We start from the raw sequence: 16,841 nt of genomic DNA on the forward strand, positions 1-16,841 counted from the left end.
ATCTCGCCGCGTGAGGCGCTGGCGATGGATCCGCAGCAGCGGCTGATGCTGGAAACCTCCTGGGAGGCGTTGGAGCGCGCGGGCATCGACGCGGCCGCCCTGCACGGCAAGCCCGTCGGCGTCTTCACCGGCATCGCCTTCCACGACTACGGCGCCGATCTGCACGAACTCCCCGACGGACTCGAAGGTTTCATTCTCACCGGCGGCGCGGGCAGTGTGCTGTCCGGCCGGGTGTCCTACCTCCTCGGGCTCGAAGGCCCGGCGGTCACCGTCGACACGGCCTGCTCGTCCTCGCTGGTGACCCTGCACCTGGCCGCGCAGTCGCTGCGCTCCGGGGAGTCCTCCCTCGCGCTGGCCGGCGGCGTCACCGTCATGGCGGCCTCGGACGCCTTCGTCTGGTTCTCGCGCCAGCGCGGCCTGGCGTTGGACGGCCGTTGCAAGTCGTTCGCGGCAGCGGCGGACGGTACCGGCTGGGCGGAGGGCGCGGGCGTTCTGCTCCTCGAGCGGCTGTCGGACGCGGTACGCAACGGGCGGCGGATTCTGGGCGTCGTCCGCGGATCCGCCGTGAACCAGGACGGTGCGTCGAACGGCCTGACCGCCCCCAACGGGCCGTCGCAGCAACGGGTGATCCGCCGGGCGCTGGCCAACGCGGGGCTCGCGGCGACGGACGTCGACGCCGTGGAGGCCCACGGTACCGGGACATCACTGGGTGACCCGATCGAGGCGCAGGCGCTGCTCGCCACGTACGGGCAGGGCCGGAATGCCGAACAGCCGTTGTGGCTGGGCTCGTTGAAGTCCAACATCGGACACGCGCAGGCGGCCGCCGGTGTCGCCGGAGTCATCAAGATGGTGATGGCGATGCGGCATGGTGTGCTGCCGCGCACACTCCACGTGGACGAGCCGACGCCGCAGGTGGACTGGACGGCGGGCGCGGTGGAGCTGCTGACGGAAGCACGCCCCTGGCCGGAGGTGGACCGCCCCCGCAGGGCGGGCGTCTCGGGATTCGGGGTCAGCGGCACCAACGCCCACGTCATCCTGGAACAGGCCCCCGAACAGCAGCCCCCCAGCGGTGCCTCCGGCGCGCTCGGAGGCAGGCCGGTGCCGCTTGCGCTCTCCGCACGCGGCAAGGCCGGACTCACCGGACAGGCACAGGAGTTGGCGCGCTTCCTGAAGCGGAACGCGGATGCGGACCTGCGGGACGCGGCGCGCTCGCTCGTACGGACGCGGGGTGCGCTGTCGGAGCGTGCGGTCGTCGTGGCGGGTGACCGGGACGAGGCGTTGAACGGTCTGGAGGCGGTGGCGCGGGGTGAGTCCGCTTCCGGCCTGATCACCGCCACCGCGGTGGAGGACGGACTGCTCGCGGTCCTGTTCACCGGACAGGGAAGCCAGCGCGTCGGGATGGCCCGGGGCCTGCACGACCTCTCTCCGGTGTTCCGGGAGGCATTCGACGCGGCCTGCGCGGCGCTGGACGCACGGCTGGCCGGCGACGTGGAGTACGCGGTCGCGGACGTTGTCTTCGGCGCCGAGGACGCTCCGCTGGACCAGACGGTGTTCACGCAGGCCGGACTGTTCGCGGTGGAGACGGCGTTGTTCCGGCTGGTGGAGTCCTGGGGTGTCCGGCCGGACTTCGTCGGCGGGCATTCGGTGGGCGAGCTGACCGCCGCGCATGTCGCGGGTGTGCTGTCCCTCGAGGACGCGGCGACGTTGGTCGCGGCACGTGGCCGGCTGATGCAGCAACTTCCCTCCGGCGGCGCGATGGTGTCGGTCGCCGCTCCCGAGGACCTGGTCCGTCCGCTCCTCACCCCGGGCATCGACATCGCCGCCGTGAACGGTCCGGTCTCGGTCGTCATCTCCGGCGACGAGGAGGAAGCCCTCGTCGTGGCCGAGAAGTTGGCGGCGCAGGGGGTGAAGACCCGGCGCCTGCCGGTCTCGCACGCCTTCCACTCGGCGCTCATGGAGCCGATGCTCGAAGAGTTCCGCGCCGTCGCCGAGACCTTGGCCTTCCATCCCCCGACCGTGGAGATGGTCTCCAACGTCACCGGAGACATCGCCGATCCGGAGCGGGTGTGCCGGCCCGAGTACTGGGTGGAGCACGTCCGGGCCACCGTCCGGTTCGCCGACGGCGTCCGGGCCCTGGAGCGCGCGGAGGCGGCCACCTTCCTGGAGCTCGGTCCCGACGCGGTCCTGTCCGCCATGGGACCCGACTGCCTCACTGGCGGGACCGCGGCCTTCGTGCCCTTGCTGCGTGCTTCCGTCGCCGACGTACGCTCCTTGGTGGAAGCCCTGGCAGGGCTGCACGTGCGCGGTGTCGTCCTCGACTGGGACGCCCTGCTGGGCGAAGGCACGGGCTGGCCACTGGAGTTGCCGACCTACGCCTTCCAACGCCGGCGCTACTGGCTCGAAGGCACGGGTTCCTCCGGGGACGCAGCGGGCCTCGGGCTCGGGGCCGTCGATCATTCACTGCTGGGTGCGCTCGTCGAGGTTCCGGGGTCGGACGGCATCCTGTTCAGCTCCCGGCTGTCGCTGCGTACACACCCCTGGCTCGCCGATCACGCGGCGGCCGGGACCGTGCTCGTGCCCGGCACGGCGTTCGTCGAGCTGGCGGTACGAGCCGGTGACGAGGTCGGCTGCGGACTGCTGGCCGAGCTGGTGATCGAGGCTCCGCTGACGCTTCCGGAACAGGGCGGTGTCCAGCTGCGGGTGGAGGTCGGCGAGGCCGACGAGTCCGGGCAGCGGACCGTCCAGGTCCACTCCCGCCGTGAGGAGGCCGGGCCGGGCTCGTCGTGGACGCGGCACGTCTTTGGCAGGCTCGCCCCCGACACCACGACCCCCGACTTCGAACTGACCCAGTGGCCGCCCCTGGGCGCGGTCCCGGTCGACAACGCGGCTGCCGAGGCGTACGAGGAGCTGGCCGGCACCGGCTACGGCTACGGGCCCGCGTTCCAGGGGCTGCGGGCCGTGTGGACCCGAGGCGAAGAGCTCTTCGCCGAAGTCGCCCTTCCCGAAGAGGCCGGTGCCACCGACGGATACGCGCTCCACCCGGCCCTGCTCGACGCCGCCCTGCACACCAGCATCTTCAAGGACGGCGCGGACCAGCGGCTGGTGCTCCCCTTCGCGTGGACCGACGTACGGGTGTACGCGGCCGGGGCCTGCGCCCTGCGCGTGCACGTGACGCCTCAGGGACCGGACGCCTTCCGGGTCCTGCTGGCCGACGCCGACGGCGTCCCGGTGGCGGCGGTGGGCTCGCTGGTCACCCGCCCCGTCGCCGCGGAACTGCTGGACGGGGACACGGCGGCGACCGCGGCCGCCGACCGGATGTTCCGTGTGACATGGGAGCGGCTGCCGTTGAAGCCGTCGGGTTCGGCCCTGGACACGGTGCCCGTCGTCACCGCCGAGGACCTGTCCGCCCCGGCCGCGCGTGACACCGGCGTACTCCTCCTCGATCTGACCGGCGAACGCGCCGACGCCGACGGGGTACGGGAGATCACCACCCGCGTCCTGGAACTGGTCCAGGCATGGCTGGCCGACCCCGGCCTCCAGGACTCGCGCCTGCTCGTGGTGACCCACACGGCGGTCGGGGTGGAGCAGGACGGTGAGCTGACCGACCTGGCCGCGGCGGCAGTCTGCGGTCTGCTGCGCTCCGCGCAGGCGGAGAACCCCGGCCGGATCGTGCTCGTCGACACCGACAACACCGCGGAGTCACACGCCCTGCTCCCGGCCCTACTGGCCTCGGGAGAGCCACAGCTCGCCGTCCGCGACGGCGTTGCCCACGCCCGCCGCCTGGCCCGAACGGCATCGACCGGGGCCCTGGCCCTGCCCGTCGACCAGCCGTCCTGGCGTCTGGCGGCGAGCCCGGACGGCACGCTGGAGAACCTGCCGCTCATTGCGGCACCCGAAGCGATGCGTGCCCTCGCACCCGGCGAGGTCCGCATCGAGATGCGGGCCGCGGGCCTGAACTTCCGCGACGTGATGATCGGCCTCGGGATGTATCCCAACCCGGCGGCCACCGTCGGCATGGAGGGGGCGGGCATCGTCGCCGAAGTGGGGCCCGGCGTCGAGGGTCTCGCTGTCGGCGATCGCGTGATGGGTCTCTTCGCCTCCGCTGTGGGCCCTTGTGCGGTCTCCGACCAGCGCACCGTCGTCCCGATCCCGTGCGGTTGGTCCTTCGAGCAGGCGGCGTCGGTCCCGGTCGCGTTCATCACCGCCTACTACGCCCTGCGTGACCTCGCCGGCCTGAAGGCGGGTGAATCGGTCCTCGTCCACGCCGCCGCCGGTGGCGTCGGCATGGCCGCCGTGCAGGTGGCCCGGCATCTCGGCGCCGAGGTCTTCGCCACGGCGAGCCCCGGCAAGTGGGAGGCGCTGCGGGCCAACGGGGTTGACGAGCACAGGGTGGCGAGCTCCCGGACCCTGGAGTTCGAGCAGCGGTTCCTGGACGCCACCGACGGCCGGGGTGTGGATGTCGTACTGAACTCCCTGGCCGGGGAGTTCATCGACGCTTCGCTGCGGCTGCTGCCGCGCGGCGGACGCTTCGCCGAGATGGGCCGCACCGACGTCCGCGACGCCGACGAACTCGCGCGCCTGCACCCGGGGGTCGCCTACGAAGCCTTCGACCTGGGCGACGCCACCGCCGACCGCGTCCAGCGGATGCTGGCCGACCTGGTCGAGCTGTTCGAGCAGGGCGCCTTGACCCCGCTGCCGCTGACAGCCTGGGACGTGCGGCACGCGCCCGCCGCGTTCCGGTACATGAGCCAGGGCAAGCACATCGGCAAGAACGTCCTGGTCCTGCCCCGGGCACTGAATCCGGACGGCACGGTACTGGTGACCGGCGGCACGGGCACACTGGGCCGCCTGGTGGCCCGGAACCTCGTCGCCGAGCACGGGATACGGAACCTGCTCCTGGTGGGCCGCCGGGGCCGGAGCGCCGACGGCGTACCGGAGCTGGAGGCGGAGCTGTCGGCGCTCGGCGTCCACGTAAGGACAGCCGCCTGCGACGTCGCGGACCGTGACGCGGTGGCGGACCTGCTGGCCTCCGTACCGGCAGAGGCTCCGCTGACCGGCATCGTGCACACCGCCGGTGTCCTGGACGACGGTGTCGTCTCCGCACTCACCCCGGAGCGACTGGACAGCGTGTTCCGGCCCAAGGTGGACGCGGCGCTGAACCTGCACGAGCTGACGCGCGAACTCGATCTGGCGGCCTTCGTGCTGTTCTCCTCCGCCGCCGGCTCCTTCGAGTCCCCGGGGCAGGCCAACTACGCGGCGGCCAACGCTTTCCTGGACGCGCTCGCGCAGCACCGGCACGCCCGCGGCCTGGCCGCGACCTCGCTCGGCTGGGGCCTGTGGGCGCAGGCGACGAGCCTCAGCGGGCATCTGAGCGAGGCAGACCAGAAGCGCATGGCCCGGGGCGGCATGATCGGGCTCTCCGTGGACGAGGGCATGGACCTCTTCGACGTCGCCCTCCAGGCCCCCGAAGCCGCCCTGGTGCCGTTCAAGCTGGACCTCGCCGGGCTCAAGGAGCAGGCGCGGACGGGCTCCGTTCCCGCTCTGCTGCGCGGGCTCGTCTCCGTGGGCCGGAGGTCCGCGCAGAGCGCCGGCGCGAGCGCCGACAGCCTGCTGAAGCGGCTCTCCCGGGCCACCGAGAGCGAGCGGAAGCGGATCCTGCTGGAGGTGGTCCAGCAGGAGGTGGCCACCATCCTCGGCTTCGCCTCCGACAACCAGGGTGAACCCGACCGGGCGCTGAACGAGATCGGCTTCGACTCCCTCACCTCCGTCGAGCTGCGCAACCGGCTCTCCGCCCTGACCGGACTGCGCCTCCCCGCCACGCTGATCTTCAACTACCCCACTCCCGCCGCACTCATGGAGTACCTGTGCGAGGAACTGGCCGGGGACACGGCGGACGCCGACTTCGACGGACAGGAGGAAGAGCTGCGTCGCGTGCTGTCCTCCGTTCCGCTCGACCGGTTCCGCGAGGCCGGTGTGCTCGACGTGCTGCTGTCGCTGGCCCGCTCGGAGGCGGCCGAAGCGGCCGCCGGGTCCGGGCCGGGGACGAGCGTCGGCGAGCAGCTGGACCTCATCGACGCGATGAGCGTCGGCGACCTCGTGCAGCGGGCTCTGGGCACCACACAGTCCTGATCGTGATCGACAGCCGAAGGAAGGAAGAGGAGACCATGGACGCTCAGAGCGGGCAGATCGTCGATGCCCTGCGTGCGTCGCTGAAGGAGAACGCGCGTCTCCGGGAGCAGTACGACCGGGTTGTCGCCGCCAACTCCGAACCGATCGCGATCGTGGGGATGGCCTGCCGTTTCCCGGGCGGAGTGTCGTCGCCCGAGCAGCTCTGGGAGCTGGTGGCCTCCGGCGGTGACGGGATCTCCGGGTTCCCGGTGAACCGTGGTTGGAACCTGGAGAACCTCTACCACCCGGACCCCGTTCACTCCGGCACGACCTATGTCCGCGAGGGCGGATTCCTGCATGACGCGGACCAGTTCGACGCGTCCTTCTTCGGTATCTCGCCGCGTGAGGCGCTGGCGATGGATCCGCAGCAGCGGTTGGTGCTGGAGACGTCGTGGGAGGCGTTGGAGCGGGCGGGCGTCGACCCGGCCGCCCTGCGCGGCAAGCCCGTCGGCGTCTTCGCCGGCGACATGTACCACGACTACTCCGCCGGACACTCCGAGGGCATGGGCTCGGACCCCGACAGCGTCGAGGGCTACCTGATGACCGGTGGCGCGGGCAGTGTGCTGTCCGGCCGCGTGTCGTACTTCCTCGGGCTCGAAGGCCCGGCGGTCACCGTCGACACGGCCTGCTCGTCGTCGCTGGTGACCCTGCACCTGGCCGCGCAGTCGCTGCGCTCCGGGGAGTCCTCCCTCGCGCTGGCCGGCGGTGTCACCGTGATGAGCGGCTCGGACGTGTTCGTGGACTTCTCGCGGCAGCGGGGCCTGGCCGTGGACGGTCGCTGCAAGCCGTTCGCGGCCGCGGCGGACGGCACGGGCTGGGCCGAGGGCGTCGGCATGCTGCTGCTGGAGCGGTTGTCGGACGCGGTGCGCAACGGACGCCGGATCCTGGGTGTCGTCCGCGGCTCGGCGGTGAATCAGGACGGTGCTTCGAACGGTCTGACCGCCCCCAACGGGCCGTCGCAGCAACGGGTGATCCGCCGGGCCCTCGCGAACGCCGGGCTGGCCGTGTCGGACGTCGACGTCGTGGAGGCGCACGGCACCGGGACGCCGCTGGGCGACCCGATCGAGGCCGAGGCGCTGCTCGCCACGTATGGGCAGGGACGGAAGACCGACGAGCCGTTGTGGCTGGGGTCGGTGAAGTCGAACATCGGGCACACACAGGCCGCTGCAGGTGTCGCCGGTGTGATCAAGATGGTGATGGCGATGCGGCACGGAGTGCTGCCCCGCACCCTGCGCGTGGATGAGCCGAACCCGCAGGTGGACTGGGCGGCCGGAGCCGTCGAGCTCCTGACGGAGGCGCGCCCCTGGCCCGAGCTGGACCGTCCGCGCCGCGCGGGCGTCTCCTCCTTCGGGGTCAGTGGCACCAATGCCCACGTCATCCTGGAGCAGGCCCCGGAGACGGCGCCCGGCGGCGAGAGCGGGACGCCCGGAGTGCTGGGCGGTGGTGCCGTCCCGTTGGCGCTGTCGGCACGCGGCAGGGCCGGACTCGCGGGCCAGGCCCAGAACCTGGCGTCGTTCCTCGGCGAGCAGCCGGATATGAGCGCCCTGGACACGGCGCGTTCGCTGATCCGGACGCGGAGTCTGCTGCCCGAGCGGGCGGTGGTGGTCGCGGGTGACCGTGACGAGGCGCTGGCGGGTCTGGAGGCTTTGGGCAAGGGGGAGTCCGCGCCCGGTGTGGTCACCGGCGAGGGCGGATCCGTCAACGGACGCAAGGTGCTCGTCTTCCCGGGCCAGGGTGCGCAGTGGGCCGGTATGGGGGCCGATCTCCTCGACGCCTCACCGGTGTTCGCGGCCCGGATGGCGCAGTGCGCGAAGGTACTGGACCCGCTGACCGGCTGGTCGCTCCTCGACGTCATCCGGCAGGCGGACGGGGCCCCCTCGCTCGACGCGGTCGACGTCGTGCAGCCGGTGTCGTTCGCCGTGATGGTGTCCCTGGCGGCGCTGTGGGAGGCGTGCGGTGTCGTTCCGGACGCGGTGGTCGGCCACTCCCAGGGCGAGATCGCCGCGGCCTGCGTGGCCGGTGGCCTGACGCTGCGGGACGCGGCGACGGTCGTGGCCCTGCGCAGCCGGGCGATCGCGGCCGGGCTGTCGGGCCGGGGCGGCATGGCCTCGATCGCGGCGGACGCCGACCGGGTGGCGGAGCTGATCAAGCAGTGGCCCGGCGAGATCGACATCGCGGCCGTCAACGGACCTGCGGCGATCGTCGTCGCGGGCGAGCGCAAAGCCCTGCGCGAACTGGTCCTGACCTGCGAAGAATCAGGTGTCCGGGTCCGGGAGATCCCCGTCGACTACGCCTCGCACTCGGTCCACGTCGAATCCATCGAGAGCGAGCTGCACACGACACTGGCGAAGATCGCGCCCCGGTCGGGTGCGGTGCCGTTCTACTCGACGGTGACCGGCGCGCTCTTCGACACCGCCGGACTCGACGCCGGGTACTGGTACCGGAATCTGCGCCGGACCGTCCGCTTCGACCCGGCCGTCCGCGCCCTGGCGGCAGCCGGACACGGCGCGTTCGTGGAAGTCAGTACGCACCCGGTGCTGGTCCCCGCCATCGAACAGACCCTGGAGGACCGCTCCACGGCCACCCCCAAGGTGGTGACCGGGACCCTGCGCCGGGACGAGAACGGCCCGCGCCGCTTCCTGGAATCCCTGGCCGCCCTCCACACGCGAGGCACGGCCGTCGACTGGAACGCCGTACTCGGTGAAGTCTCCGCAAGCTACACCGAGTTGCCCACGTACGCCTTCCAGCGGCAGCGCTACTGGCTGGAGAACAAGGGGGGTTCGGGAGACCCGGCCGGTCTGGGCCTGGCCGCCGCCGACCATCCGCTGCTCGGCGCGATGGCCGACGTGCCCGGCCGGGGCGGCCTGCTCTTCACCTCCCGGCTCTCGCTCCGTACGCATCCGTGGCTGGCCGATCACGCGGCGGCCGGGACCGTCCTGGTACCGGGGACGGCGTTTGTCGAGCTTGCCGTGCGAGCCGGTGACGAGGTCGGATGCGGGCTGCTGGCCGAGCTGGTGATCGAGGCTCCGCTCGTCATGCCCGAACACGGCGGCGTACAGCTGCGGGTGGAGGTCGGTGACGCCGACGAGTCCGGGCAGCGGCTTGTCCAGGTGCATGCCCGCGGTGAGGACGCGGGACCGGGAACGGCGTGGACCCGGCACGCCTCCGGGCGGCTCGCCCCCGATACCACGGCCCCCGACTTCGAACTGACCCAGTGGCCGCCGCAGGGCGCGGTCGCCGTGGACGACGTGGCGACGACCGCGTACGAGGCACTCGCCGACGCCGGATACGGCTACGGGCCCGCGTTCCAGGGCCTGCGGGCCGTGTGGACGCGAGGCGAGGAGCTCTTCGCCGAGGTCACCCTCCCGGAGGAGGCCGGTGCCACCGAAGGCTACGCCCTCCACCCCGCTCTGCTTGACGCCTGTCTCCACGCCGGCAGCGTGCAGGGGGGCCCGGACCAGCGGCTCGTGCTGCCCTTCGCGTGGAACGACGTACGCGTGTACGCGGCCAGGGCCACCGCCCTGCGCGTCCACGCCGTCCCGTCCGGACCCGACACGATCACGCTGCGCCTGGCCGATGCCACCGGAGCCCCCGTCGCCTCCATCGAGTCCCTTGTGGCCCGGCCCCTCGCGCCCGAACTGCTCGATGCGGGCGCGGCCGCCCTCCGGGACCAGCTGTTTTGTGTGGTGTGGGAACGACTGCCGCTGAAGCCGTCCGACGCGGACCTGGAAACGGCGCCGGTCGTCACCGCCGAAGATGTCCGCGCCCTCGCCGGAACCGATACCGGCGTACTCCTCCTCGACGTCGACGCCGAACGCGCCGACGCCGCAGGGGTACGGGAGGCCACCACCCGCGTCCTGGAGGTGATCCAGGCATGGCTGGCCGAACCCGGCCTCCAGGACACCCGCCTCGTCGCCGTGACACACGCGGCCGTCGCGGTGGAGCACCCCGGCGAGCTGACCGACCTGGCCGGCGCGGCCGTCTGCGGTCTGCTGCGGTCCGCGCAGGCGGAGAACCCCGGCCGGATCGTGCTCGTCGACACCGACGGCACCCCCGGGCCGGCGGCACTGCTGCCGGCCCTCCTCACCGGCGACGAGCCCCAGTTCGCCGTCCGCGACGGCGTCGCGTACGCACGCCGCCTGGCCCGTACGGAATCGGCCGGGGCCCTGACGGTCCCCGCCGACCAGCGGACCTGGCGACTGGCGGCCGGCCCCGACGGCACGCTGGAGAATCTGCCCCTCGCGCCCGCCCCAGAGGCGGCCGAACCCCTGGCACCCGGCCAGGTCCGCATCGAGATGCGGGCCGCGGGACTCAACTTCCGCGACGTGATGATCGGCCTCGGGCTGTACCCCGACCCGGAGGCGGAGCTCGGCACCGAAGGCGCGGGCATCGTCGCCGAAGTGGCCCCGGACGTCGAGGAACTGGCCGTCGGCGACCGTGTCCTCGGCATTTTCCCCGGCGCCGCCGGCCCGCTCGCCGTCTCCGACCAACGCACCGTGGTCCCCATCCCCTGCGGCTGGTCGTTCGAGCAGGCCGCCTCGATCCCGACGGTGTTCCTGACCGCGTACTACGCGCTGCGCGACCTCGCCGACCTCAAGTCCGGCGAATCGCTGCTCGTCCACGCCGCCGCCGGCGGCGTCGGAATGGCCGCGATCCAGCTCGCCCGCCATTGGGGCGCGGAGGTGTTCGCGACCGCGAGTCCCGGGAAGTGGGACGTGGTCAGGGCCGCCGGAATCGCCGACGAGCGGATCGCGAACTCCCGGACCCTGGAGTTCGAGCAGCGGTTCCTGGAAGCGACGGACGGCCGGGGTGTGGATGTCGTACTGAATTCCCTGGCCGGGGAGTTCCTCGACGCGTCGCTGCGGCTGCTGCCGCGCGGCGGACGCTTCGCCGAGATGGGCCGCACCGATGTCAGGGCCGCCGACGAGGTCGCGCGGAAGCACCCCGGGGTCGCGTACGAGGCGTTCGTCCTGGGCGACGTCGACAGCGGACGGATCCAGCGGATGCTGGCCGACCTGGTCGAGCTGTTCGAGCGGGGCGTCCTGACCCCGCTGCCGCTGACGACCTGGGACGTGCGGCACGCGCCGACTGCCTTCCGGTACATGAGCCAGGGCAAGCACACCGGCAAGAATGTATTGGTCCTCCCACGGGCACTGGACCCGCGCGGCACCGTGCTGGTCACCGGAGGCACCGGGACCCTCGGACGCATGGTGGCCCGGCGCCTGGTGGAGCAACACCATGTCCGCAGCCTGCTGCTGGTCAGCCGGCGCGGTCCCGACGCGCCGGACGCCGCCGCTCTGGAGGCGGAGCTCACCGGCCTCGGCGCCCGCGTGCGCATCGTGGCCTGCGATGTTTCCGACCGTGACGCGGTGGCCGGCCTGCTGGCCTCCGTACCGGCCGATGCCCCGCTGACCGCCGTCGTGCACACCTCGGGCGTCCTGGACGACGGTGTCGTCTCCACCCTCACCCCCGAGCGCCTCGACACGGTCTTCCGGCCCAAGGTGGACGCGGCGCTGAACCTGCACGAACTGACCCAAGAGCTCGATCTGGCGGCCTTCGTGCTGTTCTCCTCCGCGTCGGGCTCCTTCGAGTCACCCGGGCAGGGCAACTACGCGGCCGCGAACGCCTTCCTCGACGCGCTCGCCCAGCACCGCCACGCGCGCGGCCTGGCCGCGACCTCGCTCGGCTGGGGACTGTGGGCGCGGGCGACCGACATGAGCGCGCACCTGAGCGATGCCGACCACAAGCGCATCGCCCGGGGCGGCATGGTCGCGATCACCGCGGACGAGGGCATGGACCTCTTCGACGCCTCGTTCCAGGTGCCCGAAGCTGCCCTGGTCCCGGTGAAGTTGGACTTCGCCGCCCTGCGGACCCACGCCGGGAACGGCCCGGTGCCCGCCATCCTGCGCGGACTCGCCCTGGCAGGCCGGCGCTCCGCCCAGGGCGCCGACACGAGCCCGGACACCCTGGCGAAGCGGCTGGCCCGGGTATCAAGGAACGAGCGGGAACGGATCCTGCTGGAGATGGTCCAGCACGAGGCCGCGACCATCCTGGGCTTCGCGTCCGACGACCAGTGCGAGCCGGACCGGGCCCTGAACGAGATCGGGTTCGACTCCCTCACCTCCGTCGAGCTGCGCAACCGGCTCTCCGCCCTGACCGGACTGCGGCTGCCCGCGACGCTCATCTTCGACTACCCCACTCCGCTGAGGCTGACGAAGTACCTGGAGGGAGAGCTCGGCCAGGGCACCGACGAGGTCGAGCTCCTGATGGCGGAACTCGACAGCCTCGAAGCCTCGTTCGCCGGGCTCGAACCCGACGACACGGCGCGCCGCCGGGTCCTTGCCCGGCTCCGGGCGCTCACCGCCCGATGGCAGCACGACTCCGGAGCGGAAGGGGCGGGCGGACCGGAAGGAGCGGTCGAGGAGATCGATCTCGACTCGGCCACCGACGACGAGATGTTCAAGCTGATCGACAGCGAGTACGGTCTTCAGGAAGGGCACACGGCATGAGTAACGAGCAGCGGCTCCGCGAGTACCTGAAGCGCGCTCTCGCGGACGCCCGCCGCTTCCAGAACCGAGTGCGTGAACTGGAGAGCGCGAACACCGAACCGATCGCCATCGTCGGCATGGCCTGCCGTCTCCCGGGCGGGGTGACCACCCCCGAGGAACTGTGGCGGCTGGTCGCCGACGAGTCCGACGTCATCACCGAGTTCCCTGAGGACCGGGGCTGGGACCGCGAGGCGCTCTTCGACCCCGATCCGGATCACGCGGGCACGAGTTACGCCCGTGAGGGCGGCTTCATGGACGACGTCGCCGGGTTCGACGCCGGATTCTTCGGAATCTCGCCGCGTGAGGCGTTGGCGATGGACCCGCAGCAGCGGCTGATGCTGGAGACGTCGTGGGAGGCGCTGGAGCGGGCCGGGATCGACCCTGTCAGCGTGCGCGGCACCGACGTCGGCGTCTTCACCGGCACGGCCGGTGGCGACTACCGCGCCGATACGCACAACATCCCGGAGGGCCTCGAGGGCCATCTGATGACGGGTGCCTCGCTGAGTGTGCTGGCGGGCCGGGTGTCGTACTTCCTGGGCCTTGAGGGCCCGGCGGTGACCATTGACACCGCGTGCTCGTCGTCGCTGGTGGCGCTGCACTTGGCGGCGCAGTCGCTGCGGTCGGGGGAGTCCTCGCTCGCGCTGGCCGGGGGCGCGACCGTGATGGCCACGCCGTTCACCCTCATCGGCTCCTCGCGCCAGCGCGGCCTGTCCGCCGACGCCCGGTGCAAGGCGTTCGCGGGGACGGCCGACGGCACCGGACTCGCCGAAGGCGTGGGCGTGCTGCTCCTCGAGCGGCTGTCGGACGCGGTACGCAACGGGCGGCGGATCTGGGGAGTCGTCCGCGGCTCCGCCGTGAACCAGGACGGCGCGTCGAACGGTCTGACCGCCCCCAACGGGCCCTCGCAGCAGCGCGTGATCCGTGCGGCGCTCGCCAACGCGGGCCTGGTGCCCGCCGCCGTCGACGCGGTGGAGGCCCACGGCACGGGCACGGCCCTGGGCGACCCCATCGAGGCACAGGCCGTCCTGGTGACCTACGGGCAGGGCAGGGAAGCGGACCAACCGTTGTGGCTGGGCTCGTTGAAGTCGAACATCGGACACGCGCAGGCCGCCGCCGGGGTCGCCGGAGTCATCAAGATGGTCATGGCGATGCGGCACGGAGTGCTGCCCCGGACCCTGCACGTGGACGAGCCGACCCCGCACGTCGACTGGACGGCCGGCCGCGTCGAGGTGTTGACCCAGGCCCGTCCCTGGCCGGAGCTGGACCGGCCCCGGCGGGCCGGAGTGTCCAGCTTCGGCGTCAGCGGCACCAACTCCCACGTGATTCTCGAACAGGCCCCGCAACCGGCGGCGATCGGCGCCGAGGAGGAAACGCACGGTCTGCTGGGCGGCGAAGCCGTCCCCCTGCTGGTGTCGGCCCGTGGCTCCGCTGCCGGACTGGCCGGACAGGCACGGGAGTTGGCCGCCTTTCTCACCCGCAACCCCGAGGTGAGCGCGACCGACGTGGCACGTTCGCTCGTACACACCCGAAGCGTGCTGCCCGAACGGGCGGTCGTCGTCGCGGGCGATCGCGCCGAGGCACTGGCCGGGCTTGAGGCCCTCGCCGATCCTGCCGATCCTGCCGATCCCGCCGATGCCGCGGATCCGGCGGGCCTCGCGGGTGCGGAAGCCGCACCCGGCGTCGTCGTCGGCGAGGGCGGGGCCGTCAAGGGACGGAAGGTCTTCGTCTTCCCCGGGCAGGGCGCCCAATGGGCCGGTATGGCCGCCGACCTCCTCGACACCGCGCCCGTGTTCACGGCCCGGATGGAGGAGTGCGCGAAGGCCCTGGACCCGCTGACCGGCTGGTCGCTGCTCGATGTGATCCGCCAGGCGGAGGGCGCCCCCTCGCTGGACACCATCGACGTCGTACAGCCCGTGTCGTTCGCCGTCATGGTGTCGCTGGCGGCGCTCTGGCAGGCGAGCGGCGTCGTGCCGGACGCGGTCGTGGGCCACTCGCAGGGGGAGATCGCCGCCGCCTGCGTGGCCGGCGGGCTCACGCTGGAGGACGCGGCGACCTTGGTGGTCATGCGCAGCCGCGCGATCGTCGGCCTGCCGGGAAAGGGCGGCATGGCCTCGATCGCCGAAGCCGTGGACCGGGTGGCGGAGCTGATCAAGGAGTGGCCGGGCAAACTCGATATCGCGGCCGTCAACGGCCCCGCCTCGACGGTCGTCAGCGGAGACCTCGAGGCGCTGGGGGAACTCCTGGCCGGCTGCGAGACCGCGGGAATCCGGGCACGGCAGCTCCTGCTCAACAACAGTGCGGGCCACTCCGTCCAGATGGAGGCCATCGAGGGCGAACTGCGCCAGTCCCTGGCCGGTCTCTCGCCCCGGTCGGGTGCGGTGCCGTTCTACTCGACGGTGACCGGCGGGCTCTTCGACACCGCCGGGCTCGATGCCGGGTACTGGTACCGGAATCTGCGCCGGACCGTCCGCTTCGACCCGGCCGTCCGCGCCCTGGCGGCAGCCGGACACGGCGTGTTCGTGGAAGTCAGTACGCACCCGGTGCTGGTCCCCGCCATCGAACAGACCCTGGAGGGCGACGCCACGGCCACCCCCAAGGTGGTGACCGGGACCCTGCGCCGGGACGAGAACGGCCCGCGCCGCTTCATGGAATCCCTGGCCACCCTGCACGTGCGCGGGGTGACGGTCGACTGGAACGCCGTCGTGGGGCGGAGCGCCGACCGACCGGTGGAGCTGCCGACCTACGCCTTCCAGCATCAGCGGTACTGGCTCGACAGCGCCTGGGCCGCCGGAGGCCGGACAGCGGGTGCGGCGACGCCCGGCGCGGATGGCCGGCCGTCGCGGGACGACACGGCGGCGGGCACGGCCGCCGAAAGTCTCGTCCATCGGCTCGCCGCGATGTCGGCGGAGGAACGGGACCACACCCTGCTCAACCTGGTCCGCACCTCGGCGGCCGCCGTACTCGGCCACGAATCGGCGGCCGAACTGCCGCCCGGCCGCGCCTTCGGCGAAGTCGGCTTCACCTCCCTCGCCGCCGTCGACCTGCGCAACCGGCTCTCCCGTCTGACCGGCCTGCGCCTGCCCAGCACGCTCGTCTTCGACCACCCGACGCCCACGGCGCTCATGCACCACCTCAGGGACGAGCTCTTCACCACGGGTGCGGCCGAGGAAGCGCTCCTGGCCGAGCTGCGCCGTCTCGAAGACGTGGCCGGCACGCTCGCACCCCACCGGATCGAGGCCACCGGCCTCATCACCCGACTCCAGGCACTGACCGCGAAGTTGGAGGCAGCGGGCGGCGGCGCCCGAACGGACGAGGCCGACGTCGAGGCCAAGCTCGAATCGGCCTCGGTGGACGACGTCTTCGCCTTCATCGACGCGGAATTCGGAGAGGCATAAAGAGATGAGCCAGGTGGGGAACGAAGAGAAGCTCGTCAAATACCTCAAGAAGGTGACGGCGGACCTGCACCAAGCCCGTAAGAAGATCGCCGAGTTGAGCGCCGCGAGCACGGAACCGGTGGCGATCGTGGGGGTGGCATGCCGTTTCCCCGGTGGGGTGTCGTCGCCGGAGGGATTGTGGCGGCTGGTCGCCGATGAGGTGGATGTCATTGGTGGGTTCCCGGACGACCGGGGCTGGGATCTGGGGTCTCTGTTCGATGAGGATCCGGATCACGCGGGGACGAGTTATGCCCGTGAGGGCGGGTTCCTGGATGACGCCGCCGGGTTCGATGCCGGGTTCTTCGGTATTTCGCCGCGTGAGGCGTTGGCGATGGATCCGCAGCAGCGGTTGATGCTGGAGGCGTCGTGGGAGGCGTTGGAGCGGGCGGGTGTCGACCCGGCCCGGCTGCGGGGAAAGCCGGTCGGCGTCTTCACCGGCGCGGTCGGCAGCGACTACCGCGCCGATCCCGAAAACATCCCCGACGACGTCGAGGGCTATCTGATGACCGGAGCCCTCGGCGGGGTGCTCTCGGGCCGGGTCTCGTACGTCCTCGGTCTGGAGGGCCCGGCGGTGACTATCGACACCGCCTGCTCGTCGTCGCTGGTCGCCCTCCACCTGGCGGTGCAGTCGCTGCGGTCGGGGGAGTCCTCGCTGGCCCTGGCGGGCGGAGTGACGGTGATGACCTCGCCG

4 protein-coding genes are annotated in these 16,841 nt (G+C 72.2%); all 4 read left to right on the top strand.

The window, feature by feature from the left end; all coding sequences use genetic code 11:
- Window positions 1-6,129 (top strand): type I polyketide synthase (locus tag ABTZ94_RS29215; protein WP_502967327.1); only part of this gene is annotated, 6,129 nt, incomplete at its 5' end.
- Window positions 6,130-6,131: 2 nt separating this feature from the next.
- Window positions 6,132-12,677, top strand: coding sequence for a type I polyketide synthase (locus ABTZ94_RS29220; protein WP_502967328.1), 6,546 nt, complete (start codon window positions 6,132-6,134; stop codon window positions 12,675-12,677).
- Window positions 12,674-16,111, top strand: coding sequence for a type I polyketide synthase (locus tag ABTZ94_RS29225; protein ID WP_351205073.1), 3,438 nt, complete (start codon window positions 12,674-12,676; stop codon window positions 16,109-16,111). Before ABTZ94_RS29220 ends, ABTZ94_RS29225 begins: the two co-directional genes overlap by 4 nt.
- Window positions 16,112-16,124: 13 nt before the next feature.
- Window positions 16,125-16,841, top strand: a 717-nt coding sequence (locus tag ABTZ94_RS29230; RefSeq protein WP_351205075.1) for a beta-ketoacyl synthase N-terminal-like domain-containing protein, incomplete at its 3' end; no start/stop codon positions are given.

This window comes from Streptomyces sp. NPDC002785, assembly GCF_040295565.1.
GTDB lineage: Bacteria > Actinomycetota > Actinomycetes > Streptomycetales > Streptomycetaceae > Streptomyces.

What these genes read in the sequence shown, in the direction of transcription:
- ABTZ94_RS29225 (WP_351205073.1), top strand. Translation starts at nt 12,674, where the DNA reads ATGAGTAACGAGCAGCGGCTCCGCGAGTACCTGAAGCGCGCTCTCGCG.